22 protein-coding genes are annotated in these 26,643 nt (G+C 62.0%); 12 read left to right on the top strand and 10 right to left on the bottom strand.

Translation table 11 applies throughout. The annotated features are described in order from the left end of the window. Positions 1-3 precede the first annotated feature (3 nt). The 3 genes from ACZ445_RS21890 to ACZ445_RS21880 form a co-directional block, all read right to left on the bottom strand. Positions 4-3,474, bottom strand: a complete 3,471-nt coding sequence (locus tag ACZ445_RS21890) for a hybrid sensor histidine kinase/response regulator (protein ID WP_464707549.1) — start codon at positions 3,472-3,474, stop codon at positions 4-6. Between the two features lie 117 nt (positions 3,475-3,591). Then, positions 3,592-3,975, bottom strand: a complete 384-nt coding sequence (locus ACZ445_RS21885; RefSeq protein WP_058424935.1) for a YbaN family protein — start codon at positions 3,973-3,975, stop codon at positions 3,592-3,594. 20 nt (positions 3,976-3,995) lie between these two features. Continuing rightward, the gene (locus tag ACZ445_RS21880) at positions 3,996-4,583 is read right to left on the bottom strand and encodes a UPF0149 family protein (RefSeq protein WP_058424934.1); all 588 of its coding nucleotides are present in this window, start codon (positions 4,581-4,583) and stop codon (positions 3,996-3,998) included. 329 nt (positions 4,584-4,912) lie between these two features. Here ACZ445_RS21880 and recQ point away from each other — a divergent pair, with 329 nt between their 5' ends. After that, the gene (recQ, locus tag ACZ445_RS21875) at positions 4,913-7,039 is read left to right on the top strand and encodes a DNA helicase RecQ (protein WP_179028809.1); all 2,127 of its coding nucleotides are present in this window, start codon (positions 4,913-4,915) and stop codon (positions 7,037-7,039) included. Positions 7,040-7,160: 121 nt separating this feature from the next. Then, positions 7,161-7,595, top strand: coding sequence for a MarR family transcriptional regulator (locus ACZ445_RS21870; RefSeq protein ID WP_058424932.1), 435 nt, complete (start codon positions 7,161-7,163; stop codon positions 7,593-7,595). 231 nt (positions 7,596-7,826) lie between these two features. On the opposite strand, the gene ACZ445_RS21865 is transcribed toward ACZ445_RS21870, so the two are convergent. Continuing rightward, positions 7,827-10,016: a patatin-like phospholipase family protein gene (locus ACZ445_RS21865; protein WP_464704284.1), complete on the bottom strand. Its 2,190-nt coding sequence runs from the start codon at positions 10,014-10,016 to the stop codon at positions 7,827-7,829. Positions 10,017-10,100: 84 nt separating this feature from the next. On the opposite strand from ACZ445_RS21865, the gene ACZ445_RS21860 reads away from it, so the two are divergent. Next, positions 10,101-10,388, top strand: a complete 288-nt coding sequence (locus ACZ445_RS21860) for an Rdx family protein (protein ID WP_179028811.1) — start codon at positions 10,101-10,103, stop codon at positions 10,386-10,388. A gap of 41 nt (positions 10,389-10,429) precedes the next feature. Here the strand turns inward: ACZ445_RS21860 and ACZ445_RS21855 are convergent, their stop codons facing one another. The 3 genes from ACZ445_RS21855 to ACZ445_RS21845 form a co-directional block, all read right to left on the bottom strand. Continuing rightward, positions 10,430-10,711 carry a hypothetical protein gene (locus ACZ445_RS21855; RefSeq protein WP_179028812.1) on the bottom strand — a complete coding sequence of 94 codons (282 nt, stop codon included), beginning with the start codon at positions 10,709-10,711 and terminating at the stop codon, positions 10,430-10,432. Positions 10,712-10,839: 128 nt separating this feature from the next. Then, on the bottom strand, positions 10,840-11,724 hold the full coding sequence (locus ACZ445_RS21850; RefSeq protein ID WP_179028813.1) for a DMT family transporter: 885 nt from the start codon (positions 11,722-11,724) through the stop codon (positions 10,840-10,842). A gap of 99 nt (positions 11,725-11,823) precedes the next feature. Continuing rightward, positions 11,824-12,573, bottom strand: coding sequence for an AraC family transcriptional regulator (locus tag ACZ445_RS21845; RefSeq protein ID WP_179028814.1), 750 nt, complete (start codon positions 12,571-12,573; stop codon positions 11,824-11,826). A 137-nt stretch (positions 12,574-12,710) separates the two neighbouring features. Between ACZ445_RS21845 and ACZ445_RS21840 the strand changes: the two genes are divergently transcribed. Then, positions 12,711-13,520, top strand: a complete 810-nt coding sequence (locus ACZ445_RS21840) for a UDP-2,3-diacylglucosamine diphosphatase (protein WP_058424926.1) — start codon at positions 12,711-12,713, stop codon at positions 13,518-13,520. Positions 13,521-13,643: 123 nt separating this feature from the next. Here the strand turns inward: ACZ445_RS21840 and ACZ445_RS21835 are convergent, their stop codons facing one another. The 3 genes from ACZ445_RS21835 to phhA all read right to left on the bottom strand — a co-directional run bounded on the left by ACZ445_RS21835 (position 13,644) and on the right by phhA (position 16,082). Beyond that, on the bottom strand, positions 13,644-14,837 hold the full coding sequence (locus ACZ445_RS21835) for an amino acid aminotransferase (protein WP_310864089.1): 1,194 nt from the start codon (positions 14,835-14,837) through the stop codon (positions 13,644-13,646). Beyond that, positions 14,837-15,193 carry a 4a-hydroxytetrahydrobiopterin dehydratase gene (locus ACZ445_RS21830; protein WP_010208721.1) on the bottom strand — a complete coding sequence of 119 codons (357 nt, stop codon included), beginning with the start codon at positions 15,191-15,193 and terminating at the stop codon, positions 14,837-14,839. The genes ACZ445_RS21835 and ACZ445_RS21830 overlap by 1 nt, the downstream gene beginning before the upstream one ends. Before the next feature lie 97 nt (positions 15,194-15,290). Then, positions 15,291-16,082, bottom strand: coding sequence for a phenylalanine 4-monooxygenase (gene phhA / locus ACZ445_RS21825; RefSeq protein ID WP_179030430.1), 792 nt, complete (start codon positions 16,080-16,082; stop codon positions 15,291-15,293). 257 nt (positions 16,083-16,339) lie between these two features. On the opposite strand from phhA, the gene ACZ445_RS21820 reads away from it, so the two are divergent. The 8 genes from ACZ445_RS21820 (at position 16,340) to ACZ445_RS21785 (ending at position 26,556) form a co-directional block, all read left to right on the top strand. Beyond that, positions 16,340-17,902, top strand: a complete 1,563-nt coding sequence (locus ACZ445_RS21820) for a sigma-54-dependent transcriptional regulator (RefSeq protein ID WP_058424923.1) — start codon at positions 16,340-16,342, stop codon at positions 17,900-17,902. A gap of 247 nt (positions 17,903-18,149) precedes the next feature. Then, complete coding sequence (locus ACZ445_RS21815; protein ID WP_058424922.1) at positions 18,150-18,890, top strand: flagellar basal body rod protein FlgF; 741 nt, start codon at positions 18,150-18,152, stop codon at positions 18,888-18,890. Positions 18,891-18,948: 58 nt separating this feature from the next. Continuing rightward, positions 18,949-19,734, top strand: a complete 786-nt coding sequence (gene flgG / locus ACZ445_RS21810) for a flagellar basal-body rod protein FlgG (protein WP_025855853.1) — start codon at positions 18,949-18,951, stop codon at positions 19,732-19,734. A 53-nt stretch (positions 19,735-19,787) separates the two neighbouring features. Further along, positions 19,788-20,483: a flagellar basal body L-ring protein FlgH gene (flgH, locus tag ACZ445_RS21805; RefSeq protein ID WP_016976553.1), complete on the top strand. Its 696-nt coding sequence runs from the start codon at positions 19,788-19,790 to the stop codon at positions 20,481-20,483. Between the two features lie 27 nt (positions 20,484-20,510). Next, a complete protein-coding gene (locus ACZ445_RS21800; RefSeq protein WP_033901075.1) occupies positions 20,511-21,599 on the top strand; it encodes a flagellar basal body P-ring protein FlgI in 1,089 nt (362 codons plus the stop codon). Between the two features lie 4 nt (positions 21,600-21,603). Further along, on the top strand, positions 21,604-22,875 hold the full coding sequence (gene flgJ / locus ACZ445_RS21795; protein ID WP_058424921.1) for a flagellar assembly peptidoglycan hydrolase FlgJ: 1,272 nt from the start codon (positions 21,604-21,606) through the stop codon (positions 22,873-22,875). A 10-nt stretch (positions 22,876-22,885) separates the two neighbouring features. Continuing rightward, complete coding sequence (gene flgK, locus ACZ445_RS21790) at positions 22,886-24,940, top strand: flagellar hook-associated protein FlgK (protein WP_058424920.1); 2,055 nt, start codon at positions 22,886-22,888, stop codon at positions 24,938-24,940. Positions 24,941-24,954: 14 nt separating this feature from the next. Further along, positions 24,955-26,556: a flagellar hook-associated protein 3 gene (locus ACZ445_RS21785; RefSeq protein ID WP_464707548.1), complete on the top strand. Its 1,602-nt coding sequence runs from the start codon at positions 24,955-24,957 to the stop codon at positions 26,554-26,556. Positions 26,557-26,643 lie beyond the last annotated feature (87 nt).

The raw sequence follows: 26,643 nt of genomic DNA, 5'->3' as shown, positions 1-26,643 counted from the left end.
CTCCTACAAAGGCAGGTGCCGGCTCAGCAACGCCCTCAAGGCGGCCGGTTTCACCGGCTTGGCCAGGTAATCCAACCCCGCCGCATGCACCTCGGCCACCATCTCCGGGCGACCGTCAGCACTGATCACCACGCCGGGAATCGGCTCCGCCAATTGCGCGCGCAGCCAACCCATCAGTTCAGTCCCGGTTTCGCCATGGTCCAGATGGTAGTCCACCAGCGCCAGTTGCGGACGCACGCCATCGGCCAGCAATGCCGCGCATTGCGCCTGGTCGGTGGCGGTCCAGACTTCGCAGCCCCAGCGCGTCAACAAGCTGCGCATGCCGATCAGGATGCTTTCTTCGTTATCCACGCACAGCACCTGCGCACCGCTCAGCGGCAGGCCGGTTTCCTGCGGCGTCTTGACCTGCGGGGTGGCCTGGTTGCGAGCCAGTGGCACACGCACGCTGAACACGCTGCCCTTGCCGGGCCATGAACGCACACTCAGGCGGTGGCCCAGCACGCGGCACAGGCCGTCGGCGATCGCCAGGCCCAGCCCCAGGCCTTTCTCGGCACGGGTCTGGTGGCTGTCCAGGCGCTTGAATTCCTCGAAGATCACCTTTTGTTTATCCAGCGGGATCCCCGGGCCACGGTCCCACACTTCCAGGCACAGCTCGCCTTTGCGTCGGCGTACGCCGAGCAGCACCGGGCCGTCGGCATAACGGAAAGCGTTGGTAAGAAAGTTCTGCAGAATCCGGCGGAGCAACTTGATGTCGCTGTCCACGCGCAAACGACTGCCGCGCAGGCGAAAGCGCAGACCTTGCTCCTGGGCCAGCGCCTTGAACTCGGCGCCCAAGGTGTCGAACAGTTCGTTAAGCACAAAAGGCTGGCGCTGCGGATTGATCTTGCCGTTTTCCAGGCGCGAAATATCCAGCAGGTCGCTGATCAGGTCTTCGGCGGAACGCAGTGAGCTGTCCAGATGCTGCACCAATTGCCGGGCTTCGCTGGAGAGGCCGTCCTGCTGGTGGGAGAGGGCCGCGGAGAACAGGCGTGCGGCATTCAGCGGTTGCATCAGATCATGGCTGACCGCCGCCAGGAACCGGGTCTTCGACTGGCTGGCGGATTCGGCCACGCCCTTGGCGTCGGTGAGCGCCACGTTCAACTGCGACAGTTCGTGGGTGCGCTCGGTCACCCGTTGTTCCAGGCCTTCGTTGGCCTCGGTGAGGGCCTGCTCGGCTTCACGGAACGCGGTGATGTCGGTGAAACTCATCACGAAGCCGCCGCCGGGCATCGGGTTGCCGATTAGCTCGATCACGCGACCATTGGGAAATAAACGTTCAGAGGTATGCGCACGACCCTGGCGCATCCAGTGCAGGCGGCGTGCCACATGCACTTCGGCCTCACCTGGCCCGCACAAGCCACGTTCGGCGTTGTAGCGGATGATGTCGGCAATCGGCCGGCCGACGCTGATCAGTCCGTCCGGGTAGTTGAACAGCTCCAGATAACGCCGGTTCCAGGCCACCAACTTGAGGGACTGGTCGACCACGCTGATGCCCTGGGTGATGTTCTCGATAGCGCCTTGCAGCAAGGCACGGTTGAACTGCAGCACTTCCGAGGCTTCGTCGGCGATGCGTACGACGTCCTCCAGCTGCATTTCCCGCCCTTCGATGGCGGCTTTCACCACTGCGCGGGTCGAGGACGCCCCGAGTACGCCGGCGAGCAAGCGCTCGGTGTGAGCTATCCAGTCGTTGTCGGCGTTCTGGTTGGGGTTGAAGCCTTTGCCCTGGCGATAGGCGAAGCGGATAAAACTCTGCTGGGCGCGCTCATCACCTACAAAGCGCGCCGCCAGGCTAAGCAAATCGCTGATCTGCACCGACAGCATCGAGCGGGCGCTGGCGCGTTGGCTGATTTCCTGGCCAATAAAACGTCCGGCTTGCCAGTGTTCGGAAACCCGCGTGCGCGACAGCATCGACACCCACACGAACAGCGTGAAGTTGCCCGCCAGCGAGAAAACGGTGCCCAGGGTCAATGACGTCACGGACAGACCCAGTGGGTGGGAATGCATCCACGTCAGTCCTGGGAAAATGCTGAGGGACCAGCCCAGGCTTTTCGCCGTTACCGGTAGGACCAGGGTGTAGAACCATAGGAAAGTGCCCGCTGCCAGCCCGGCGAATACGCCGCGTCGGTTGGCCTGTTTCCAATACAGCGCACCGAGCATCGCCGGTGCCAGTTGAGTCACGGCGGCAAAGGCGATCTGGCCGATGGTCGCCAGGCTCGCGGTGGAGCCCAGCAGGCGGTAGCTGACGTAGGCCAGCAACAGGATGATGACGATGCTGACTCGGCGTACCGACAGCATCCAGTGGCGGAACACTTCGAACGGGCGCTCGGCACTGGAGCGGCGTAGCAGCCACGGCAGTAGCATGTCGTTGGAGACCATGGTCGACAAGGCGATGCTCGCCACAATCACCATGCCGGTGGCCGCCGAGGCGCCGCCGATAAAGGCCAGCACCGCCAGCGCCGGGTGGGCTTCGGCCATGGGCAGGCTGATCACGTAGGAGTCTGGCAGCACCGAGCCCGGCAGCATCATCTTGCCGCCCAGGGCGATCGGTACTACAAACAGAGCGGCCAGGATCAGGTAGGCGGGGAACACCCATTTGGCCAGACGCAGGTCCTGAGGGTCGATATTTTCCACCACCGTGACATGAAACTGCCGCGGCAGGCAGATGATCGCCATCATTGCCACGCCGGTCTGCACCACCATCGACGGCCAGTTGACGGTCTCTTTCCAGTATTCCTCCAGCCTTGGCGCCAACATGGCCTGGCTGAACAGGTCGCCGAAACCGTCGTACAGGCCGTAGGTCACAAACGCGCCGACCGCCAGAAAGGCGAACAGCTTGACCAGGGATTCAAACGCGATCGCCAGCACCATGCCCCGGTGGTGCTCCGTCGCGTCGAGGTTGCGCGTACCAAACACGATGGTGAACAGTGCCAGTACCAGCGACACGATCAGCGCGGTGTCCTGGGCGCGGGTGCCGGTGGTGTCGGCCCCAGCGCCAATCAACAGGTTCACCCCGAGCACGATGCCTTTGAGCTGCAGGGCGATATAGGGCAATACGCCGACCAGGCAGATGAGTGCGACCACCACCGCCAGGGATTGGGATTTGCCGTAGCGCGCGGCAATGAAGTCGGCGATGGAGGTGATGTTTTCCTGCTTGCTGATCAGAATCATCTTCTGCAGCACCCAGGGTGCCAGCACCAGCAGCAGCACCGGTCCCAGGTAGATCGGTAAAAACGCCCACAGCTGTTCGGCGGCCTGGCCTACTGCGCCAAAGAAGGTCCAACTGGTGCAATAAACCGCCAGCGACAGGCTGTACACCCAGGCACGCATACGCGGCGGCAGTGGCGCACGGCGGCGGTCTCCGTAGAAGGCGATGGCAAACATAATGGCCATATAGGCCAGGGCAACGGCGGCGATCAGCCCGCTGGACAGCGACATGGTAACTCCGAGCGTAGGAACACCCGGGCATTCCAGGCCCGGTTGGACAGTCTCGCATGATGCTTGGGGTTAGTCAGTGTCGACCAAGGTCGTGTGGGATCGAATGTCGCAGGTCATTCAGCGCGGTGGCAGGGTTTTCTGGCGCAGGATGTAGATTGTCACCAGCACGGCGCTGGTCAGCATGAAGCCGCGCGCCCACGGCAGTGGCACTAAATAGCAGGACACGCTGATGCTCAGCCACATCAGGCCGATGGCGTAGACCTTGCCTTTGAGCGGGATGCCGTTGCCATCCAGGTAATCACGGATCCACGGGCCAAGGCGCGGGTGCTGCACCAACCAGTGATAGAAACGCGGGGAGCTTCGAGCGAAGCAGGCGGCTGCGAGCAGCAGGAAGGGCGTGGTCGGCAATACCGGTAGGAAAATGCCGATCACCCCCAGCGCTACGCTCAACCAACCAATGGCCAGCAGCAGGTAGCGCAGGAGCAGCGGACGGTTGCCCATGGGTGTCACGGGCAAGCGACTCAGTGGTGACGTGGCTTGAGGATCGCCGGCTTTTCGTCAGGGGCGTTGCACAGCAGGTACAGCGCGGTGAGGGCTTCCGGGATCTGCACGATCATGTCGTCCATCAGGTTGGCGTCGGCGGCAATGTCGGAGAACTCCGGCTGGTCGTCGAACAGACCCGAACCGACCATGATCGGCAGCAGCATTTCGCTGACTTCTTCCTCGGCGGTTTCGAACCAGGCGGCTTCACGCAGGAACACGCCTTCCATGAAACCAATGCACCAGCCGCGCAGGTCGGAGTCATCCGGCTCTTCGCCAAGGTCCAGTTCGCACGGCAGCTCGAACTCTTCGTCGGAGGCCAGTTGGCGACCGATGTGGGCCTTGAGGGCCAGCAGGGTGGCTTCGATTTCTTCGCGTTGGGCGGCGTCGGTGTAGTGCGGCTCTTCGGCGAACAGCGCGTCGATCCATTCACGGTCAGGCACGACCTCGGAGCAGATCGACAAGGCGGTCAGGTAGCCGTGGGCGGCCACGTAGTCCAGCGCCTCGTCATGCAGCTCATCGGCGTCGAGGAAGGCTTGCAGGCGGGTTAGTTGCTCAGCGAAGGACATTGAAGAGTTACCTTGGGAATAAACGATGCTGAATTCTAGGCTTTCTTGAGCGCCCAGGCCAGCGTGGGAGCGGGCTTGCTCGCGAAGAGGGCGATTTGGTGTGGCTGGCGGAATGAATTTCTCAGCGTTTCTGGAGGGTTGCCCGGTTTTTACTATTCGTCAGTGATGCCCTTTGCCAGGGATCGCTCGGGTATACTGCCGCGTTTTGTGATGCCCTTGCAGGCCAAGCGCCAGCCCGCGAAAACTTCGCTTACGGATTATTTCCCGTGAAAGCGTGTTTTTTCGGCCAGCCTGTACAGAGGGATTTCGGCACCATTTTGGAGTTTTACATGCTCGAGCAGGCTCAACGCGTCCTCAAGGACATCTTCGGCTACGACAGTTTTCGTGGCCGCCAGGGTGCGATCATTGAGCGCGTGGCCAGTGGCGGTGACGCACTGGTCCTGATGCCTACCGGTGGCGGCAAGTCATTGTGCTTCCAGGTGCCTGCGCTGTTGCGCAATGGCCTGGCGGTGGTGGTATCGCCGCTGATCGCGTTGATGGACGATCAGGTCGCCACCCTCGAAGAACTCGGGGTTGCAGCAGCGTCATTGAATTCCACCCTCAGTGCCGAGCAGCAGCGCGACCTGGCGGCGCGGATCAAGCGCGGTGAAGTGAAGATGCTCTACCTGGCGCCCGAGCGCCTGGTGCAGCCACGCATGCTGGCCTTTTTGCAGAGCCTGGAAATTGCCCTGTTCGCCATCGACGAAGCCCACTGCGTATCGCAATGGGGCCATGACTTCCGGCGTGAATACCTGCAGCTCGGCCAGTTGGCGGAGCTGTTTCCCGATGTGCCGCGCATTGCGTTGACCGCGACCGCCGACAAGCGCACCCGCGAAGAAATCGTCGAGCGCCTGCATCTGCAGAACGCCGAGCGCTTCCTCTCAAGCTTCGACCGACCGAATATCTTCTATCGCATCGTGCCCAAGGAACAGCCGCGCAAGCAGTTGCTGGCGTTCCTCTCCGAGCGGCGCAGCGATGCGGGCATCGTTTATTGCCTGTCGCGCAAGAAGGTCGATGAAGTCGCCGCGTTCCTTTGCGAGCAAGGCTACCCGGCGTTGCCGTACCACGCCGGCCTGCCCAACGAAACGCGTTCGGCGCACCAGAAGCGCTTCCTCAACGAGGAAGGCCTGATCATGGTGGCCACCATTGCGTTCGGCATGGGCATCGACAAATCCAACGTGCGCTTCGTGGCGCACATGGACTTACCCAAATCCCTCGAGGCGTACTACCAGGAAACCGGTCGCGCCGGCCGTGATGGCCTGCCGGCGGATGCCTGGATGGTCTACGGCCTGCAGGACGTGGTGATGCTCAAGCAGATGCTGCAGAACTCCGAAGGCGACGAGCGTCACAAGCGCCTGGAGCAGCACAAGCTCGACGCGATGCTCTCGCTGTGCGAGGAGACCCGCTGCCGCCGCCAGACCCTGCTGGCGTACTTCGATGAAGACATGCCTGAACCCTGCGGTCATTGCGATAACTGCGTCGACGGCGTGCAGACCTGGGATGCCACCGAGCCGGCACGCCAGGGCTTGTCCGCCATCTACCGCACCGGTCAGCGTTATGGCGTGGGCCATCTGGTGGATGTACTGCTGGGCAAGGACAACGAGAAAGTACGCAGCTTCGGCCATGAGAAACTTTCGGTCTATGGCGTCGGCAAGGCCCGCGCCGAAGGCGAGTGGCGCTCGCTGTTCCGGCAGATGGTTGCGCGCGGCCTGGTGGACATCGACATCGAAGGTTTTGGCGGCCTGCGCTTGAATGACAGTTGCCGGCCGTTGCTCAAGGGCGAGGTCAGCCTGGAGTTGCGCCGCGACCTCAAGCCGCAGACCACCGCCAAGACCAGCACCAGCCAGGCCAGCCAGTTGGTGCGCTTTGAGGAGCGCGAGCAGTGGGAAGCCTTGCGCACCTTGCGGCGCAAACTGGCACAGGAACACAGCGTGCCGCCGTACGTCATTTTCCCCGACTCGACGCTGTTGGAAATGTTACGCGAACAACCCACCACCATGGCCGAGATGGCGCGCGTCAGCGGCGTGGGTGCGCGCAAGTTGGAGCGTTACGGCCAGGCGTTCCTCGAAGTGCTCGGCGGCCAGGCCGAAGTGCCGAAGGAGGTCGCCGATATCCGCCACGAACTGATCAGCCTGGCACGCGCTGGCATGACCCCGATCCAGATCGCCGGTCAGCTGCAATGTTCGGAAAAAAACGTCTACACCTTGCTTGCCGAATCCATCGGCAAGCAGCAATTGTCGTTGGAGCAAGCCCTTGATTTGCCGGAGGATCTGCTCGGCGAAATCCAGGATGCGTTTCTCGACGGAGAAGGCGAATTGCCACCGGTCGCGGAGATAGCGCCGCTGTTCACCGGGCGTGTTCCAGAGGGGGTTTTGTACTGCGTGCGCGCGGCTTTGCAGTCCGAATTCGAAATTTAATGTGCCAATTACGACAATGTAACGAATCAGTACATAGCACCTCTTGCCTAGTGACATGGCTCATGCTTAGCTGACTAATAATTAGCCATACTTTATTTTCAGTCTAAATAATGAGTTTTTTATGTCGTTAACCGATCAACATCGTTTTGGCATGCAGCTGGCGCAAATGTCCCGGGGGTGGCGCGCCGAGCTGGACCGCCGTTTGGCGGGGCTTGGTTTATCCCAGGCGCGCTGGCTGGTTCTGCTGCACTTGGCTCGTTTTGAAGAAGCACCCACCCAGCGTGAGCTGGCGCAAAGCGTTGGTGTCGAAGGGCCGACACTGGCTCGCCTGCTGGACAGCCTCGAAGGCCAAGGCTTGGTGCAACGCCAGGCCGTGGTGGAGGACCGGCGTGCCAAGCGCATCGTGCTGTGTGATACCGCCCGGCCCTTGATCGAACAAATCGAAACCATCGCCACCGCCCTGCGCCACGAGCTGTTTGTGGGGGTGGACGAGGCCGACTTGAGCGTGTGCATGCGCGTGCATGGGCACATCCTGGCGAATCTGGAGAAATCCTGAGGAAATACCCGGCGCGCTGCTTGCTGTGGCATGCGGGCTTCGTCTGGTGAGCGGGCTGTTGTGGTGAGCGGGCTTGCCCCGCGCTGGGGCGCGAAGCGCCCCCAAAAACAGGCGACTAATTTCTCACGGAAAAAACGCGGTGACCGCAATGGGGCTGCTTCGCAGCCCAGCGCGGGGCAAGCCCGCTCACCACATCAAGCGCGTTTAGCCATCGGGTTCAGCGTAAGACGTTTAGAACGTCTGCCCCAGGTTCAGATACACCGCCTTCTGGTTGTCATCGTTGAACCCATAGCTGAAATTCAGCGGCCCCAACGGCGTATCGAACCCCAGGAAAATACTCGCCGCGTTGATATAGCCGCTGTCGAATTCATTGTCGTTGTTCCATGCCCGGCCGCGTTCCAGTGACGCACCCAGGTATAACGGGAAATCCAGCGGCAAGTATGAGCGAGGCGTGAGCCTGCGGTAATACACCGCCCGCATCAGGCTGATGTTCTGCCCCGAGATCGCATCCTGGCGGAAGCCCGATAGCTGTCGCGCCCCGCCCAGCAGGAAGCTGGAAATCACCACATCCGAATCATCCAGGGTGCGCCCGTAGCGTCCACCCAGCACCAGGGTGTCCGGGCCGTGGCTCATGGCTTTGTCGAGCTTGAACTCCCACTGGCGGTAGCGCTGGTCCGAGCCCAGGCCGGGTTCGAACTCGCGGTAGGCCAGGCCGATGTCTTCGCCGGTGTGGGGGAAGTACACGTTGTCCAGGGAATCGAAGGAGTACTTCAGTTCATAGAAGCCTTCGCTGAAACTCACACCGGGCAAATCCCGGTCGCCGATGCGCACATCCGCCTTGCCCCAGGCTTCGCCGACGCCGAAGCGGATCTCGCCGCTGTTGCCGATCTGCCGCCCGACGTTCAAGCCGAAACCGTAGCGCTCCAGGCGGTATTCGGAGATCGGGTCGTTGTCCAGGGTCAGCTCCACGTTCTGCGCCTGGGCCCTGATGTACGGTGCGACAAAGTAGCGCGAGCCGGTGTCCATCGGCTGGTAGAACTCGCTGTACAGCTCCTGGCGATCCCCGATCTGCACCCGCGTGAGCCATTCCGCACCGAGCCGGTTGATGCCATTCATGCGGTAGCTGGCGCCGAGGTTGAAGGCGCTGTCGCCGCGCATGTCATCCGACAGGTTCAGGCCCAGGCGCAGGTAGTCGGTGCCGCTGCGCTTGCCCCGCGCGCTGATCACCAGGGTGTTGTCCTGGCCTTTCTTGACCACGCGGTATTGCACCTGCTCGAAATAATCCAGGCCGTACAGGGTGCCCATGTCGGTTTGCAGGCGCCCCAGGTTGAGCGGTTCGCCCAGGGGCTGGCGGATGTAGTAGCGGATCACATCGTCGCTGACTTTCGAATCGTTCTCTACGCTGATCGCGGTGATCACCGGAGTGCGTTCGCCCGGTGTACGGGCGGCCACCAATTGCGGGTCGACCGGCTCGGCGGGGCGCAGGTGGGCCAGGCGTAGGTCAAGGGCACGTGTGGCGCGGTAGCCGGCGTCGATCATGTCCTTGGCACGGCCGAAGTCGGTCACACCATAGGCGGCGAGGGGGGGCTGGATCAGTACGTCCTTGGAGTGCAGGTCCTTGAGTTGTTCCTCGGAATTGCGCCGGGTCATCAGGGTGATGGACTGGTTGAGCACGTCCACCACCGTGGCCAGTTGCTTGCGCGAGCGCAGCGGGGTGCCGATGTCCACGACAATGGCGATGTCCACGCCCATCTCCCGCGCCACGTCCAACGGGATATTGTCGGTCATGCCGCCGTCCACCAGCAGCCGGCCGTCCAATTCCACCGGGGCGAATACCGCCGGGATCGACATACTGGCGCGGATCACCTGGGGCAGGTGGCCCTTGCGGAACACCACTTTCTCGCCGGTGGTGATATCGGTCGCCACCGCCCGAAAGGGGATGGGCAACTTGTCGAAGTTACGCGTGTTGCTGGTATGGGCAAACATGCTTTCCAGCAGCAGCGCCAGGTTCTGGCCCTGGATCACGCCCAGTGGCAGACCGAGGCTGCCGTCGTCGCGGAAGCTGAGTTTCTGCTTGACCAGGAAGTCCCGGTCATCCTGCTTGCGCCGGAACGGTACGTCTTCCCGGGGTGGTGCGTCGGACAAGGCCTGTTGCCAATCGATACTCAGCGCCAGCTTTTCCAGTTCATCGATCTTGTAGCCAGAGGCATACAACCCACCGATCACCGCGCCCATGCTGGTGCCGGCAATCGCGTCGATCTGGATGCCTTGTTCTTCCAGCGCCTTGAGCACGCCGATATGGGCCAGGCCTCGGGCGGCGCCGCCGGACAGCACCAGGCCGATTTTCGGACGGGGCGGTTCAACGGCGTCGGCAAGCAGAGGGAACAGGCACAGCAACAGGCAGGACAGCAGGCGGCGCATCAGGAATCTCGGGGCTGGGCGATAAAGGCCGGTATTATAGCCACTCGATCCGTCGAGCCCGTCATGCCAGGAGCCTTTCAAATTATGTCCACAAGCAAACCCGAGATCGTCATCACCTATTGCACCCAGTGCCAGTGGCTGCTGCGTGCCGCGTGGCTGGCGCAGGAACTGTTGAGTACGTTTGCCGATGACCTGGGCAAGGTCTCACTGGAGCCGGCCACCGGCGGCGCGTTTCGCATCACCTGTGATGGCGTGCAGATCTGGGAGCGCAAGGCGGACGGGGGCTTTCCCGAAGCCAAGGTGCTCAAGCAGCGCGTACGCGACCGGATCGACCCGCAGCGTGACCTGGGGCATAACGACCGTACACCGTGAAAGTCACCGCCATTGAAAGGCGGTGACCGGGGGATGCGGCACTACTTGGCAGCCATCTTGCTCTTGATAAAGCCCACGACCCACGTCAGCACCAGGCCCCCGACGCCCCCGCCAACGATATTGCTGCTGACCGCCGCCACGTCCAATGCTTCACCACCGGCCGTGCCGGTGAACAGTGCCAGGAGCTGGCCAAAGATCAGCCCGCCGACACCGCCCATAAAAGTATTGAGACCTGTACCCAGGCTTTGTTTGGTCATGCCGGCCAAATTGCCGCCGACGGCACCGCTGATGATCTGAACCAGCAAGCTAATGAGCATTTCCATTCTGAAACCCCTGCATAGCGTTAATGGAGTGACCACTCGCTAGCAGCAACTTCAACGGGCATGGCTGTCGTCGAGGAGTCTTTATCCGTTGAACGACGACGAACTGTTGCGGATGTTTAAAGTATAGATCAGGCCGTTGCAGCGGGCTGTTTGGCCTGGCTGGCGCTGCCCATCAACCCCGACAGCACAATGGCGACGATGATCAGCGCGCCACCCAGCAGCATGCGCAGCGTCGGCGTTTCGGCAAACAGCAGCCAGGCGGCGGTGATGCCGTAGACCGGCTCCATGGCGAACACCACCGAGGCGGTGCGTGCCTTGATCACCGCGAGGCTGGCGACAAACAGGCTGTGGGCCAGGCCTGTGCAGAACACGCCGAGCAAGCCGATCCACAGCCAGTCGATTGCCCGTACCTCGGTCAGCCCTGGTGCCGCCACCGGCAACAGGCAAACAGCGACCACCACGTTCTGGCACAACGCCGCCTGCACCGCCGGGATGCGGCCGGAGCTGGCGCGATTGTTCAGCGAAAGCAGCGAAAACAGCAGCCCCGAGGCGATCCCCCATAGCAACCCGCCGGTGGCTTCGCTGGCGAGGTTGAAATCTGGAGTGACCAGCACCAGCCCGACGCTGACCAGCGCCACCAGCACGATTTCGTTGGCACGGATCCGCTCGCGGAAAATCAACCCTTCGAGGATCACGGTAAACGCCGGGAACGCGGTGAAGCCCAGGGTCGCGACGGCCACACCGGCCACCTTGACGGCGATAAAGAAGGTCACCCAGTGCGCTGCCAGCAACACGCCGCTCACCAGCAGCCGGCGCCAGTCGCGCAGTTCCAGTGTCTTCCACGCCGTGTTGCTGGCGAACCGGGCAAATACCGCAAGAGCCACCACGGCAAACACCGCGCGACCAAACACGATGATGGCCGGCGAGGCGGCCGCGAGTTTGCCGAATACGCCGGTTAGGCCAAACATCAATGCGCCGATATGCAGGGCGCCGAGGGCTGAGCGGGGAGTCATTGCGATCCTTGAGACAAGCGGGTGGCAAGTGCGCAGTCTAGTGGGTCATCCGTGTGGACGTCTGTCGTGCGGCTCGCGTTTTTTATCGCAGGGCTCTTCCTACGCGTTGCGGCGCAATGCCCCCGGCGACGCGCCAAACTCACGCAGCATCGCGGCAGCAAAGGCGCTTTGCGAGGTGTAGCCGACGCGATCGGCGATTTCACCGATGGGTAGCGGCGTTTTGCGCAGCAGGTCCAAAGCCATCTGCAGGCGGCGGCTGCGGATGTAGTCCATCGGTGTTTGCCCGCATTCGGCGATAAAGCGTGCATGCAAGCGTGCCACCGACAGGTCGGCGATGCGCGCCAGGTCCGCCACCTGCAGCGGGTGCGCAAGGTGGCGCTCGATGTGCGCATTGAACGCCGCGTACGGCAGGCGCCGTCCCGGCAGGGGTTGGGCCTGGGGATGATTGAGGCTGGCCAATAACAGCACGGCGCCTTGCTGGACGATCAGCGGGTCATCCACCGGGCTGTGCGCCAGCCATTGCACCAACTGGCTCTGCCGCGTATCCAGCGCCAGCCGCGCCGGTTGGTCGAGCAGGCGGCGGCTGGCGTCGGCATGTTCGCCCAGCGATTGCAGCACCCAATGCTCGGTGGGCACATCCAGCACCAGGCAGCGGCTGCCATCACGGCTGCCGCACGCATGGTGGGCGGAGAAGGGCAGCACCATCACGCTGCTTTCGCGGACCTGGCTGCCACGCCCATCGACCTCCAGGTCCAGGTGCCCGGACAGGCCGAACACCAACTGTGCATGGTCATGGCTGTGGGCGAGGGGCGCTTCGAGGTAGTGGCGCAGGGTGAGGGCGGGTCCCATAGTGATCTCCGGGGCGGCAAGCCGGCAGTCTACAACGCTTTGCGCCCGGCAGGCGCTGTCATCAGACTGACGCACAGTTGTCATGGGCTATTAATCGCCAGGGCGCAAGCTCGCGAAAACACCGTCGAGGGATGCCCATGACCAGTGCCGAGTTCACCAAGCCCAGCCGCAAGCAACGGGTGCGTACCCTGTGGATTTCCGATGTGCACCTGGGCACGCGGGATTGCCAGGCTGAGCATCTGTCGCAATTTCTCAAGGGCTATCACGCCGACAAGGTCTACCTGGTCGGCGACATCATCGACGGCTGGAAACTGCGCGGCGGCATGTATTGGCCCCAGGCCCACACCAACGTGATCCGTCGCCTGCTGACTATGGCCAAGCGCGGTACCGAGGTCATCTATGTCACCGGTAACCACGACGAATTCCTGCGCCGTTATTCCAAACTGATCCTGGGCAATATCCAACTGGTGGACGAAGCCATTCACGTGACTGCCGATGGCCGCCATCTGTTGGTGATCCACGGCGACCAGTTCGACGTGATTACCCGCTATCACCGCTGGCTGGCGTTCCTCGGCGATTCGGCCTACGAATTCACCCTCACGCTCAACCGCTGGCTCAATCACTGGCGGGCGCGCTATGGCTATGGTTATTGGTCGCTGTCGGCGTACCTCAAGCACAAGGTCAAGACGGCGGTGAATTTCATCAGCGACTTCGAAGAAGCCATCGCCCACGAAGTGACCAAGCGCGAGTTGCATGGGGTGGTATGCGGGCATATTCACCATGCGGAGATCCGCAAGGTGGGCGAGGTGGATTACCTCAATTGCGGGGATTGGGTGGAGTCGTGCACGGCGTTGATCGAGCACTGGGATGGGAGTATCGAGTTGTATCGGTTGGCGGATGCGCAGGCAAAAGAGGCGCAGCTCAAGGCCGAGTTGGTCGCCGGCTGAAGTTGCACACAAGCCAAATGTGGGAGGGGGCTTGCCCCCGATAACAAAGTGTCAGACACCGCTGGGTTGACTGATGCACTGCTATCGGGGGCAAGCCCCCTCCCACATTTATTCCGGGTTTCGTCAGTGGGAAACGTCGGCGATGGCTTCGGCCAGCAGCGTCAACCGCGTGGCATCAATCCCTGCCACATTCGCCCGGCCAGAACTCACCATATACACACTGTGCTTCTCGCGCAGTTGTTTCACCTGCTCGGCACTCAAGCCGGTATAGGAAAACATCCCACGCTGCGCGCCGATATGCGCAAAACGCTCCGATAGACCGTGTGGCGCCAACGCCTCCACCAAGCCGGAGCGCAGGTGTGCGATCCGCGAACGCATGGCTTCAACCTCGTCGCTCCACTGCTTTTTCAGCTCGGCATCACCGAGGATCGTTGCCACCACCGCCGCACCATGGTCCGGCGGCGTCGACCACAGGTTGCGCGCTGTGTTCGCCAGTTGGCTGCGCACGTCCGTCAACTTCTCGGCATCCGCCGCGCAGACAATCAGCGCTCCGACACGGTCGCTGTACAAGCCGAAGTTTTTCGAGCAGGAGCTGGTGACCAGCACTTCCGGCAACTCGGCCGCAAATAGCCGCACCGCCCAGGCGTCCTGTTCCAGGCCATCGCCAAAGCCCTGGTAGGCGAAATCGATCAGCGGCAGCAACTGGCGCTCCCGCACGATCTGCAGCACCTGGCGCCAGTCATCCTGGGACAGGTCGAAACCGGTCGGGTTGTGGCAGCAGGCGTGCAGCAGCACGACATCGCCCTGGGGCACGTTGGATAAAGTGGCGAGCATTGCCGCCACGTCCAGGCGGTTGTCGGCACCCACGTAAGGGTAATGGCTGACCGGGATCCCGGCCTTGGCGAAGATGGTTTCGTGGATCGGCCAGGTCGGGTTGCTCAGCCATACGCCACGGCCCGGTAGGTTTTGCGCGATAAAATCGGCGCTCAAACGCAGGGCACCGGTGCCGCCTGGGGTCTGGGTGGCGCCGGCACGGCGGTCGCGCAGCAGCGGGGAGTCGGCGCCGAGCACCAGCTCGCTGATCAGCTTGCCAAATGCGGCATTGCCGTGGCCGCCGATGTAGGTCTTGGTGGTCTGTGTGTCCACCAGGCGCTGCTCGGCCAACTTCACCGAGTGCGGGATCGGCGTCAGCCCCTGGTCATCCTTGTAAACGCCCACGCCCAAGTCGAATTTGTTCGGGTTGGTGTCCTGGGCGTACAGGTCCATCAGCCCGAGGATCGGGTCGCCGGGCACGCGGCCAATGGCATCGAAGTGCATTACTTGCGGCCCTCGGCGTCCTTGGCCACTTCGTCGGTGCGTGCGGCCATGATGAAGTCGTTGCGATGCAGGCCCTTGATGGAGTGGCTCCACCAGGTCACGGTGACCTTGCCCCACTCGGTGAGCAGGCCAGGGTGATGGCCTTCGGCTTCGGAGATTTCACCCATGGCGTTGGTGAAGGCCAGGGCGAACTTGAAGTTCTTGAACAGGAAAACCTTTTCCAGTTGCATCACGCCGTCGCGGACTTCGATGTTCCAGTCGGGAATCTGCTTGAGCAGCACCGGCAACTCTTCATCGCTGACTTGTGGGGCATCGGCGCGGCAGGCTTCGCAGTGGGCTTGGTTCAAGGTGGTCATGGAGGTGTCCTGAATTCGAATGTTTGAAGGTCAGTGGCGTTACCCTAAAGCAACGCGGGGCCAGGGAACAGACTCACCTGGCCTCAATATGCAAGGCTCAAGCAGCTTTTGGCTTCGGTGGAAACTTCGGCGCGTGGAGACCCAACTGCATGCCGCGCTCGACCATGCCCATGATGTCTTCCTGTGCCACTTCAAACAGGCGCTTCAGATTGGGCAGCACGAAGTACAGCGGTTGCAGGATGTCGATGCGGTACGGCGTGCGCATGGCTTCCAGCGGGTCGAACACCTGGTGTTCGGGCTCGGACGACAGGCTGTACACCGTCTCTTTGGGCGACGACAGAATGCCGCCACCGTAGATGCGTCGACCTTCGGGGGTGTCCACCAGGCCGAATTCGATGGTCATCCAGTACAGGCGCGCCAGGTACACCCGTTGCTCCTTGGTGGCCGCCAGGCCGAGCTTGCCGTAGGTGTGGGTGAATTCGGCGAACCAGGGGTTGGTCAGCAGCGGGCAGTGGCCGAAGATCTCGTGGAAAATATCCGGCTCTTGCAGGTAGTCCAGTTCTTCGCGGGTGCGGATAAAGGTCGCCACTGGAAACTGCTTGCTGGCGAGCAATTCGAAAAAGGTCTGGAAGGGGATCAGCGCCGGCACGCGGGCGACTTGCCAGCCGGTAGTCTCGGCCAGCACCTGGTTGATTTCGCCCAGTTGCGGGATGCGATCGTGGGGCAGGCCGAGCTTGTCGATGCCGTCCAGGTATTCCTGGCAGGCGCGACCCTCGATCACTTTCAACTGGCGAGTGATCAGGGTGTTCCACACCGCGTGTTCTTCCGGCGGGTAGTGGATAAAACCTTGCGCGTCGGGCTCGCGGGCCACGTACTGCGTCTGCTTCATACGGCTCTCCTGCTAGGCATTCGTTCTTGTTATGTCCTGCGATGAGCCTATTGATAACCCGTGAGAGGCCAGATTCCATCTGTTTAAAACCGGCGGATGTAGGAAAACTTACCATTTTTCGTAAAGTATTCGTTACGCTTGTTAGGTTGACCGCTGCATTGGGCTGGGAAAGTCGCTGTCGCTGTCACATAATCTTGACGACTATCTGCGCCCAGCGACAAAAAGACGCGGCGCCTCCCCACTTTTCGGGCCTCTTCATGCGTATCAAAGTGCACTGCCAGAACCGCATCGGCATCCTGCGGGACATCCTCAACCTGCTGGTGGAATACGGCGTCAACGTCGCCAAGGGCGAGGTCGGCGGTGAGCATGGCAACGCCATTTACCTGTACTGCCCGAACCTGGTGAACATGCAGTTCCAGGCGCTGCGCCCGCAGTTCGAGGCAATTGCCGGGGTGTTCGGGGTGAAAAGGGTAGGGCTGATGCCCAGCGAGCGCCGGCATATGGAGCTCAATGCACTGCTGGGTGCCCTCGAGTTTCCGGTGTTGTCGATTGATATGGGCGGCTCCATCGTCGCCGCCAACCGCGCCGCGGCGCAGTTGCTCGGCGTGCGGGTGGATGAGGTGCCGGGCATTCCGTTGTCGCGCTACGCCGAGGACTTTGACTTGCCGGAGCTGGTGCGCGCGAGCAAGTCGCGGATCAACGGCCTGCGGGTCAAGGTCAAGGGCGACGTGTTCCTGGCGGACATCGCGCCGCTGCAATCCTCGGAGCATGACGACAGCGAAGCCATGGCCGGCGCTGTGCTGACCCTGCACCGCGCCGACCGCGTCGGTGAGCGCATCTACAACGTGCGCAAGCAGGAACTGCGTGGCTTTGACAGCATCTTCCAAAGCTCCAAAGTCATGGCCGCCGTGGTGCGCGAAGCCCGACGCATGGCACCGCTGGATGCGCCGCTATTAATAGAAGGCGAAACCGGCACTGGCAAGGAGCTGCTGGCGCGGGCCTGTCACCTGGCAAGCCCGCGTGGGCAATCACCGTTGATGGCGCTCAACTGCGCCGGCCTGCCTGAGTCGATGGCCGAGACCGAGTTGTTCGGCTACGGCCCTGGCGCTTTCGAGGGTGCGCGGGCCGAAGGCAAGCTGGGCCTGCTGGAACTGACGGCGGGCGGTACGTTGTTTCTCGACGGTGTAGGGGAAATGAGCGCGCGCTTGCAGGTGAAACTGCTGCGCTTTTTGCAGGACGGCTGCTTCCGTCGCGTCGGCAGCGATGAAGAGGTGTACCTGGATGTGCGGGTCATCTGTGCCACCCAAGTGGACTTGTCCGAGCTGTGCGCCCGTGGCGAATTCCGCCAGGACCTCTACCACCGCCTCAATGTGCTGTCCCTGCATATCCCACCATTGCGCGAATGCCTCGATGGCCTGGCACCCTTGGTCGAGCACTTTCTTGACCAGGCCAGCCGGCAGATCGGTTGCTCGCTGCCCAGGTTGGCGCCCGCCGCGATGGAGCGCCTGAGTCACTACCGCTGGCCAGGCAACGTGCGGCAGTTGGAAAACGTGCTGTTCCAGGCGGTGTCGTTGTGCGACGGCGGGACGGTCAAGGCTGAGCATATCCGGTTGCCGGATTATGGGGTGCGTCAGCCGCTTGGCGATTTTTCGCTGGAGGGTGGCCTGGAAGACATTGTCGGGCGGTTCGAGAAGGCGGTGCTGGAAGCCCTGTATGCCGAGCATCCCAGCAGTCGGCAGATGGGCAAGCGTTTGGGGGTGTCACACACCACCATCGCGAATAAGCTGCGCGACTACGAAATCCTCAAGACCGACAAATAACCCCATGTGGGAGGGGGCAAGCCCCCTCCCACATTTGATCTTTGTCGTTTTCAAGGACGGGGCTTGCCGCAGGCGGCAGTAGTCCGCCGTTTTTTCGACTCACGCTCAACCCTGAAATCACCCCACCTCACGGCAAACCCCCGCCCAGCCTGCACTTCTCCCTCTTTTCAAAAGTTGGTTCGCAAATTGCTTAAGCCTCATCAGTACAGCGGTGGGCGGCAAGCGTCCGTCAGAAAGAGGAAGAAGCGTGGACAAGTACCTTTATGTGGCAATGACCGGCGCCAGCCAGAATGCTCTGGCGCAGAAGGCCCATGCCAACAACCTGGCGAACATCTCCACCAATGGTTTCCAACGTGACCTGGAGCAGGCGCGTTCGATGCCGGTGTTCGGCGACAGCTTTCCGGCGCGGGCGTTTGCCATGACCGAGCGTCCGGCCACCGACTTCACCCCTGGCGCCATGATCGAGACCGGCCGCGACCTGGACGTGGCCGTCAACGGCGATGGCTGGATGGCCGTGCAGACCCCTGATGGCAGCGAAGCCTACGTGCGCAGCGCCAGCATGAACGTCGATGCGTTGGGCGTGCTGCGCGCCGGCAACGGCATGCCGATCATGGGCAACGGTGGCCCGATCGCCGTGCCGCCCCAGCAGAAAATCGAAGTGGGTGCCGACGGCACCATCAGCATCCGCGCCATGGGCGAAGGCCCGCGGGTGATGGCCGAAGTGGACCGCATCAAGCTGGTCCAGCCGGACCTGAAGAACATGAATAAAGGCCTCGACGGCACCATCCACACCAAGGATGGCCAGCCGGCCCAGGCCGACGCGAACGTCAAGCTGACCTCGGGCTTCCTGCAGGCGAGCAACGTCAATGCCGTGGAAGAGATGACTGCGGTGCTGGCGCTTTCCAAGCAGTTCGAGCTGCACATCAAGATGATGAACAGCGCTAAAGAAGACGATCAGGCCATGACGCGCGTCATGCAGATGAGCTGATCCAACACACTAATTTTGCGGCGCAGCGCCAACAAACAGGCGCACGAAGGAGAACAGCATGCTTCCGGCTCTATGGGTTGCCAAAACAGGTCTGTCCGCCCAGGACACCAACCTGACCACCATTTCCAACAACCTGGCCAACGTGTCGACCACGGGTTTCAAACGTGACCGTGCCGAGTTCCAGGACTTGCTCTATCAGATCAAGAAGCAGCCGGGCGCCCAGTCGACCCAGGACAGCGAACTGCCGTCGGGCCTGCAATTGGGTACCGGTGTGCAGATCGTCGGCACCCAGAAGAACTTCAGCGCCGGTAACCTGCAACAGACCGGCCAGCCGCTGGACATGGCCATCAACGGCCGCGGTTTCTTCCAGATCCTGCAACCGGACGGCACAACTTCCTACACCCGTGACGGTACTTTCCACCTGGACTCCAACGGCCAGATCGTGACCGCCAACGGTTTCGCCCTGGAGCCGGCCGTGATCGTTCCAGCCGACGCCAAGACCTTCACCGTCGGCAACGACGGCACCGTGTCGATCACCGTGGCCGGCAACCCCGCGTCGCAAGTGATCGGCAACCTGCAGACCGCTGACTTCATCAACCCGGCCGGCCTGCAAGCCATGGGTAACAACCTGTTCCTGGAAACCGCCTCCAGCGGCGCGCCGCAAATCGGCACCCCTGGCCTGAACGGTTTCGGCACCACGCTGCAAAGCACCCTGGAAACCTCCAACGTGAGCACGGTTGAGGAGATGGTCAACATGATCACCACCCAGCGCGCCTACGAGATGAACTCCAAGGTGATCTCCACCGCCGACCAGATGCTTTCGTTCGTAACGCAGAATCTGTAATCAAGTCTATAGGGCGCTCTTGAGGGCGCCTGCAACACCGTGAGGTAAGGGTCATGAATCGCTATGTTTCTGTTCTGGCATTGAGTGGGATTGCCGTGCTCGCGGGCTGTGTCGCCCCGACGCCAAAACCCAATGACCCGTACTACGCGCCGGTGTTGCCACGCACGCCGTTGCCGGCGGCCGCCAACAATGGCTCGATCTACCAGGCCGGTTTTGAACAGAACCTGTACAGCGACCGCAAGGCGTTCCGGGTCGGTGACATCATCACCATCACCCTGAACGAGAAGACTCAGGCCAGCAAGAACGCTAACTCCCAGGTGGGCAAGACCAGCAAGACCGGTATCGGCCTGACCTCGTTGTTTGGCGCAGTGCCTAACACCAACAACCCGTTGGGCAGTGGTGACTTGAGCCTGAGCGCCGGCTACAGCGGCGACCGTGCCACCAACGGCAAGAGCGCGGCGGGGCAGGGCAACAGCCTGACCGGTTCGATTACTGTGACGGTGGCCGACGTGTTGCCCAACGGCATCATCGCCATTCGCGGTGAAAAGTGGATGACCCTCAACACCGGCGACGAACTGGTACGCATTGCCGGCATGGTCCGCGCCGATGATATCTCCACCGACAACACCGTGCCGTCGACGCGGATTGCCGATGCGCGCATTACCTACTCGGGTACGGGTTCGTTTGCTGATGCGAGTCAGCCGGGCTGGTTCGACCGTTTCTTCCTTAGCCCGCTGTTCCCTTTCTAGGTGGCCACTTTGAACTTCAAACAGCTGATGGCGGCCGCACTCCTGCTTTCCTTGAGCGCTGTCGCCCAGGCCGAACGCCTGAAGGACATCGCCAGCATCTCCGGCGTGCGTTCCAACCAGTTGATCGGCTATGGCCTGGTGGTGGGGCTCAACGGTACGGGTGACCAGACCACCCAGACCCCGTTCACCCTGCAGACCTTCAACAACATGCTCTCGCAGTTCGGCATCAAAGTGCCGGCGGGCTCGGGCAACGTGCAGTTGAAGAACGTCGCGGCGGTGTCGATCAGCGCCGACCTGCCAGCGTTCTCCAAACCTGGCCAGGTGGTGGACATCACCGTGTCGTCCATCGGTAACTCGAAAAGCCTGCGCGGCGGCACCTTGCTGATGACGCCACTGAAAGGTATCGACGGCAACGTCTACGCCATCGCCCAGGGCAACCTGGTGGTGGGCGGGTTTGACGCCGAAGGTCGCGACGGTTCGAAGATTACCGTCAACGTGCCGTCGGCCGGGCGTATCCCGGGCGGCGCCACGGTTGAACGTACGGTGCCAAGTGGTTTCAACCAGGGCAACAGCCTGACCCTGAACCTCAACCGCTCCGACTTCACCACCGCCAAGCGCGTGGTCGACAAGATCAACGACATGCTCGGCCCAGGCGTGGCCCAGGCCATCGACGGCGGCTCGATCCGCGTGACGGCGCCGCTGGATCCGAGCCAGCGTGTCGACTATCTGTCGATCCTGGAAAACCTTGAAGTCGACCCGGGCCAGGCCGTGGCCAAAGTCATCATCAACTCGCGTACCGGTACGATCGTGATTGGTCAGAACGTCAAGGTCTCGCCGGCCGCCGTGACCCACGGCAGCCTGACCGTGACCATCACCGAAGACCCGATCGTCAGTCAGCCTGGCCCGTTGTCCAACGGTCAGACGGCGGTGGTGCCGCGTTCGCGGGTGAATGCCCAGCAAGAAGCCAAGCCGATGTTCAAGTTCGGCCCCGGTACCACCCTGGATGAGATTGTCCGTGCGGTGAACCAGGTGGGCGCAGCGCCCGGCGACTTGATGGCGATCCTCGAAGCATTGAAACAGGCCGGCGCCTTGCAAGCCGACCTGATCGTGATCTGAGGCCATGGCCATGGATATGCGCAAGAGCGGGATCAGCAGTACGGCGGACTCGGGGTCCTACTCCGACCTGAACCGGCTTAATCAGCTCAAGGTCGGTGCCGACAAGAACAGCGAAGGCAACATGCGCAAGGTCGCGCAGGAGTTCGAATCGCTGTTCCTGAGCGAGATGCTCAAGTCCATGCGTTCGGCCACCGAGGCGCTGGGTAAAGACAACCCGATGAACACGCCGGCGGCCAAGCAGTACCAGGAAATGTACGACCAGCAGCTGGCCGTCTCCATGTCCCGTGAAGGCGGGGGTATCGGCCTGGCCGACGTGCTGATGCGCCAGATGCAGAAAAACAAGCCGGTGGAGGCCCAGGCCGCTACCTTGCAAGGCCCGGCAGGCGCCGAGCCTGGGAAGAAGGTCGACGTGCCGACTGAAATCGCCGCCGGCACCCAGGCTGAAGGGCCGCTGGGCCGCTCCAATGGCCAGCGTCCGCTGTGGGCTTACCGTGTTGCTGAGCCTCAGGCCGGCGGCGCGGCGTCCCACAGCAATGACATGGAGTTGATGAATCAGCGCCGCATCGCCTTGCCGAGCAAGCTGACCGATCGCCTGCTGGCCGGCATCGTGCCGAACGCGCCCGTTGCTATCGATGCCAAAAGCGCGCCGCTGCGTAACAGCGTGGCCGACGACAATGTGGTCAACAGCACTGCGCGCACCTTCGCCGTGCCGAGCGGGCGCATGCAGGTCTACGGTCGCGCCGTGGCCCAGCCACCCTTGGCGCCGGCGAAGAAAGCCTTCAGTTCGCAGGATGAATTTGTCGCCACCATGTTGCCGATGGCCAAGGCGGCCGCCGCGCGCATCGGTGTCGATCCGAAGTACCTGGTGGCCCAGGCCGCCCTGGAAACCGGTTGGGGTAAATCGGTGATGCGCGCCGAAGACGGCAGCAGCAGCCACAACCTGTTCGGCATCAAGGCCGGCCAGAGTTGGCAGGGCGGCCAGGCCCGTGCGATCACCAGTGAGTTCCGCGATGGGGCGATGGTCAAGGAAACGGCGCAGTTCCGGTCCTACAACTCCTACCAGGACAGCTTCCATGACCTGGTGACATTGCTGCAAAGCAATGATCGCTATAAAGAAGTCATCAAATCGGCCGACAACCCGGAACAGTTTGTCCGCGAGTTGCAAAAAGCCGGTTACGCCACCGACCCGGCCTATGCCAGCAAGATTTCGCAGATCGCCAAAACGATGGACAGTTACCAGAATTACGCTGCCGCTGGCGCAACCACACATTTATAAGGTCTGAACCATGAGTTTGCTCAGTATCGGGATGTCAGGGCTCAACGCCTCTCAAGGATCGCTGTCGGTCTTGAGTAACAACATTGCCAACGCCAACACTCCGGGTTACTCGCGTCAGCAGACCACCCAGAATGCCAGCGCGGCGAACCAGTACGGCGGTGTGTACATCGGTAGCGGTACCACCCTGGCCGATGTGCGCCGGGTGTATAACGAGTTCCTCGACGCGGCGTACCAGAACAGCACCTCGCTCAACAGCGATGCCAAGGCGTACCTGGATCAGGTCAGCGCCGTCGACAAGACCCTGTCGGACAAGACCACCGGTATGTCGGCTGTGCTCAGTGAGTTCTTCTCGGCCGTGCAGACGGCCTCGGCCAACCCGAGCGATGTCTCGGCCCGCCAGGTGTTGATCACCAAGGCGCAGACGCTGAGCAATCGCTTCAACTCGATCTCTACGCAGTTGGGCCAGCAGAAAGAAACCATCAACAGCCAGTTGAGCTCGATGAGTGACCAGGTCAACAAGCTGACGTCGTCCATTGCCTCGCTCAACAAGCAGATCGCCCAGGTGCAGGGCTCGTCGAACACGGCCCCGGCCAACCTGCTGGACGCGCGTGCCGAAGCCGTGCGTTCGCTGAACGAATTGGTCGGCGTGACCGCCACCGAGAAGAATGGCATCTTCAGCGTCAGCACCGGTTCCGGCCAGTCGCTGGTACTGGGTGACCAGTCCAACACGATTTCCGCCGTGCCGAGCAAGAACGACACCAGCCAGTTCACCATCCAGCTCAACGTTGGCGGCGGTGAGTCGCTCGACCTGGGCAACGTGCTCAGCGGCGGTAGCATTGGCGGTCTGTTGCGCTATCGCACCGATGCCCTGATGCCTGCCATCAATGACCTGGGGCGCATTGCCATTGCCACCGCAGACACCATCAACAACCAGTTGGGCCAGGGCCTGGACCTCAATAGCCAGTTCGGCAGCTCGCTGTTCAAGGACATCAACAGCGCCGCCGCCATTGCTCAGCGCAGCCAGGCTTCGGGTGACAACAGCGCGGGTTCCGGCAACCTGAACGTGACGATCAAGGACAGCAGCAAGCTGACCAATTTCGATTACAAGGTCACCTTCAGCGACAGCGCCAACCCGAACAACGTCACCGTAGTGCGTTCCGATGGCAAGGCCATGGGGACCTTTGACGTCACCGCCACGCCACCGGCCGTGATCGATGGTTTCACCTTGGCGCTCGATGGCAAGGGACCGATGGCCACCGGAGACAGCTTCAAGGTCAGTCCGACCGCCAATGGTGCCAAGGACATTGGCACAGTGTTGACGGATCCGAACAAGATCGCCTTTGCTGCGCCGCTATCCGGGCAAGCCAGTAAAACCAACGAGGGCACCGGCACCTTCACGCCGCCGACCCTGACGGTGCCTCTGGACATCCAGGGCGGCGCCGCCACTGCCCAATTGCGCACCGGTATTGAACATTCGATGCCGGTGAAGATGGTGTTCGGCAAGCCGGCAGCCGATGGCACCCAGCCGTACACGCTCAATGATGCCCAGGGCAACCCGATCGGCACCGGCAGCATTGTTCCGGGGCAGGGCAACAAGGTCACGGTCAACGTGCCGATGCGCGATGCCAACGGTGCCTTGGTGGTGCCGGCCAAGAGTTTCAGTTTCGACACCACGGTGGGCGGTTCGCCGGCCAACGGCGACAGCACGACGTTCTCGTTCAATGCCTCCGGCAAGTCCGACAACCGCAACGCTCTTGACCTGCTCAGCTTGCAGACCAAGGCGACCATCGGCACGGCCGCCGATGGCACTGGCGGCACCAGTCTGGTGGGGGCCAACAGCAAGTTGGTGTCTACCGTCGGGGCCAAGGCTGCGGCTGCCGGTACCGACAGCACCGCGACGAACGCATTGCTGACCGCCAACAAAAACGCGCGCAACTCGGTGTCCCAGGTCAACCTGGACGAAGAGGCGGGCGACATGATCAAGTTCCAGCAGTACTACACGGCGTCGTCGCAGATCATCAAGGCTGCGCAAGAAACCTTCAGCACATTGATCAATAGTCTTTAAGGGAGCCTGGGACGATGCGTATTTCTACACAGCAGTATTTCGAGACCAGCTCCGCCAAGTATTCGGATAACTATTCGGGTGTGGTGAAGGCCCAGGACCAGGCCAGCTCCGGCGTGCGTGTACAGACCGCCGCGGATGATCCTGTGGCGGCGGCGCGGTTGTTGATGCTGCAGCAGCAGAAAGACATGGTGGCCCAGTCCACGGGCAACATCACCAGCCTGAAAAACTCGCTGACCAACGAAGAGAGTGTTTTAGGTGCGATCAGTGAAGCCATGCAGCGGGCCACGGAGCTGGCACTCAAGGCCGGTGGTGTCGGCAGTGATGCTGATCGTCGCTCGATTGCCAGTGAGGTCGGTGCGATTGAAGATCAGGTCCTGGGCCTGCTCAACAGCAAGGACTCGGCCGGCAACTACTTGTTTTCCGGCTCCAAGACCCAGACGCCGCCGTATGCGCGCAACAACGATGGCACCTACAGCTACCAGGGGGATGAAACCCCGCTGAGCCTGCAGATTTCCAATACGCTGAATGTCAGCGCGGGTGATACCGGCAAGACCATCCTTGAAGGCGCGGCCAACGCCGGTCGCACCCAGGCCCCCTGGGTTGCGCCCAACCCGCAGACCGTGCCGCCTACGGTCAATGACCACAAGGTGGCGCTTTCGGCCGGGCTGGTGACATCGAGCGGCGACTACACCAACAAATTCGCCGACGGCCAGCCTTACAAGCTGACCTTTACCAGCAGCACGCAATACAAGGTGTCCGACAAGAACGGCAACGACGTGACTTCCGAGATACCGGGCAATGGCACGTTCGACGCCACCAAGGACGGCAGCACCAGCGTTGCACTGCGGGGGGTGAAATTCGATATCACCATGAACCTCGGTGACGTGGCGCCGGGCGCCAACTCCGATGCGTTGGTCAAGGACCGTACCTTCAGCCTGGAGGCCAAGCCGGACACGTTCAGTGTTTCGCGTACGCCGAGCAATGCATCGAGCGCACAGCTGACCGGTGCGCAGGTCACCAACCAGGCGGACTATGCCAGCACGTTCCCGTCCAACAGTGGGGCGATCATCAAGTTCACCAGCGCGACGGCCTATGAGGTGTATGCCCAGCCCTATTCGAGCGCCAGCAAGGCGATCGCCACTGGCGATACCGGTGGCGGGACCACGGTGACGGCGGCCGGCGTGACGTTTGACGTGAGCAGCGGCCCGCCGCAGCCAGGCGACCAGTTCTCGGTGGGTGCCAATACCCAGAAGACCCAGAATGCGCTGGATACCCTGGGCCAGTTGCGCAAGGCGCTGGAGGCGCCGGCCGACGGCAACCCGGCAGCGACGGTCAAGCTCAAGGATGCCATGAATTCGAGCATCGCCAACCTGGCCAATTCGATGTCCCAGATCGTCAATGTGCGGGGTTCCGTCGGGGCGCGGCAGAATGCCTTGGAGATCCAGGCCAGTGAGAACTCAAGCATCAGCATCGCCACGACCAGCACGATGAGTGATCTGGCCAACATCGACATGGGTGAAGCGGCCATCAACCTGGCGCTGCAGCAAACCATGCTGCAAGCCTCCCAGCTGGCCTTCGTGAAAATCTCGCAGTTGAGCCTGTTCAACAAGATGTAAGTGGCTTCACGTCAAGCGGCCCGCCCTGGAAACACGGCGGGCCGTTGTCGTTTCTGGGGTTTAATTGTTTGAAGGTTTTGCATAAAG

This window comes from Pseudomonas allii, assembly GCF_055380095.1.
This window is presented reverse-complemented; position numbering and strand designations above follow the sequence as displayed.

Excerpts from the sequence above, each read along its gene's own strand:
- recQ (WP_179028809.1), top strand. The coding sequence starts at position 4,913 with ATGCTCGAGCAGGCTCAACGCGTCCTCAAGGACATCTTCGGCTACGAC.
- flgG (WP_025855853.1), top strand. The coding sequence starts at position 18,949 with ATGCTTCCGGCTCTATGGGTTGCCAAAACAGGTCTGTCCGCCCAGGAC.
- ACZ445_RS21885 (WP_058424935.1), bottom strand. The coding sequence starts at position 3,975 with ATGGGCAACCGTCCGCTGCTCCTGCGCTACCTGCTGCTGGCCATTGGT.
- ACZ445_RS21855 (WP_179028812.1), bottom strand. The coding sequence starts at position 10,711 with ATGGAAATGCTCATTAGCTTGCTGGTTCAGATCATCAGCGGTGCCGTC.
- ACZ445_RS21830 (WP_010208721.1), bottom strand. The coding sequence starts at position 15,193 with ATGACCACCTTGAACCAAGCCCACTGCGAAGCCTGCCGCGCCGATGCC.
- ACZ445_RS21845 (WP_179028814.1), bottom strand. The coding sequence starts at position 12,573 with ATGGGACCCGCCCTCACCCTGCGCCACTACCTCGAAGCGCCCCTCGCC.
- ACZ445_RS21800 (WP_033901075.1), top strand. The coding sequence starts at position 20,511 with ATGGCGGCCGCACTCCTGCTTTCCTTGAGCGCTGTCGCCCAGGCCGAA.
- flgK (WP_058424920.1), top strand. The coding sequence starts at position 22,886 with ATGAGTTTGCTCAGTATCGGGATGTCAGGGCTCAACGCCTCTCAAGGA.
- ACZ445_RS21865 (WP_464704284.1), bottom strand. The coding sequence starts at position 10,016 with ATGCGCCGCCTGCTGTCCTGCCTGTTGCTGTGCCTGTTCCCTCTGCTT.
- ACZ445_RS21850 (WP_179028813.1), bottom strand. The coding sequence starts at position 11,724 with ATGACTCCCCGCTCAGCCCTCGGCGCCCTGCATATCGGCGCATTGATG.
- ACZ445_RS21840 (WP_058424926.1), top strand. The coding sequence starts at position 12,711 with ATGACCAGTGCCGAGTTCACCAAGCCCAGCCGCAAGCAACGGGTGCGT.
- flgH (WP_016976553.1), top strand. The coding sequence starts at position 19,788 with ATGAATCGCTATGTTTCTGTTCTGGCATTGAGTGGGATTGCCGTGCTC.
- ACZ445_RS21785 (WP_464707548.1), top strand. The coding sequence starts at position 24,955 with ATGCGTATTTCTACACAGCAGTATTTCGAGACCAGCTCCGCCAAGTAT.
- ACZ445_RS21890 (WP_464707549.1), bottom strand. The coding sequence starts at position 3,474 with ATGTCGCTGTCCAGCGGGCTGATCGCCGCCGTTGCCCTGGCCTATATG.
- ACZ445_RS21880 (WP_058424934.1), bottom strand. The coding sequence starts at position 4,583 with ATGTCCTTCGCTGAGCAACTAACCCGCCTGCAAGCCTTCCTCGACGCC.
- ACZ445_RS21860 (WP_179028811.1), top strand. The coding sequence starts at position 10,101 with ATGTCCACAAGCAAACCCGAGATCGTCATCACCTATTGCACCCAGTGC.
- ACZ445_RS21835 (WP_310864089.1), bottom strand. The coding sequence starts at position 14,837 with ATGCACTTCGATGCCATTGGCCGCGTGCCCGGCGACCCGATCCTCGGG.
- phhA (WP_179030430.1), bottom strand. The coding sequence starts at position 16,082 with ATGAAGCAGACGCAGTACGTGGCCCGCGAGCCCGACGCGCAAGGTTTT.
- ACZ445_RS21870 (WP_058424932.1), top strand. The coding sequence starts at position 7,161 with ATGTCGTTAACCGATCAACATCGTTTTGGCATGCAGCTGGCGCAAATG.
- ACZ445_RS21820 (WP_058424923.1), top strand. The coding sequence starts at position 16,340 with ATGCGTATCAAAGTGCACTGCCAGAACCGCATCGGCATCCTGCGGGAC.
- flgJ (WP_058424921.1), top strand. The coding sequence starts at position 21,604 with ATGGCCATGGATATGCGCAAGAGCGGGATCAGCAGTACGGCGGACTCG.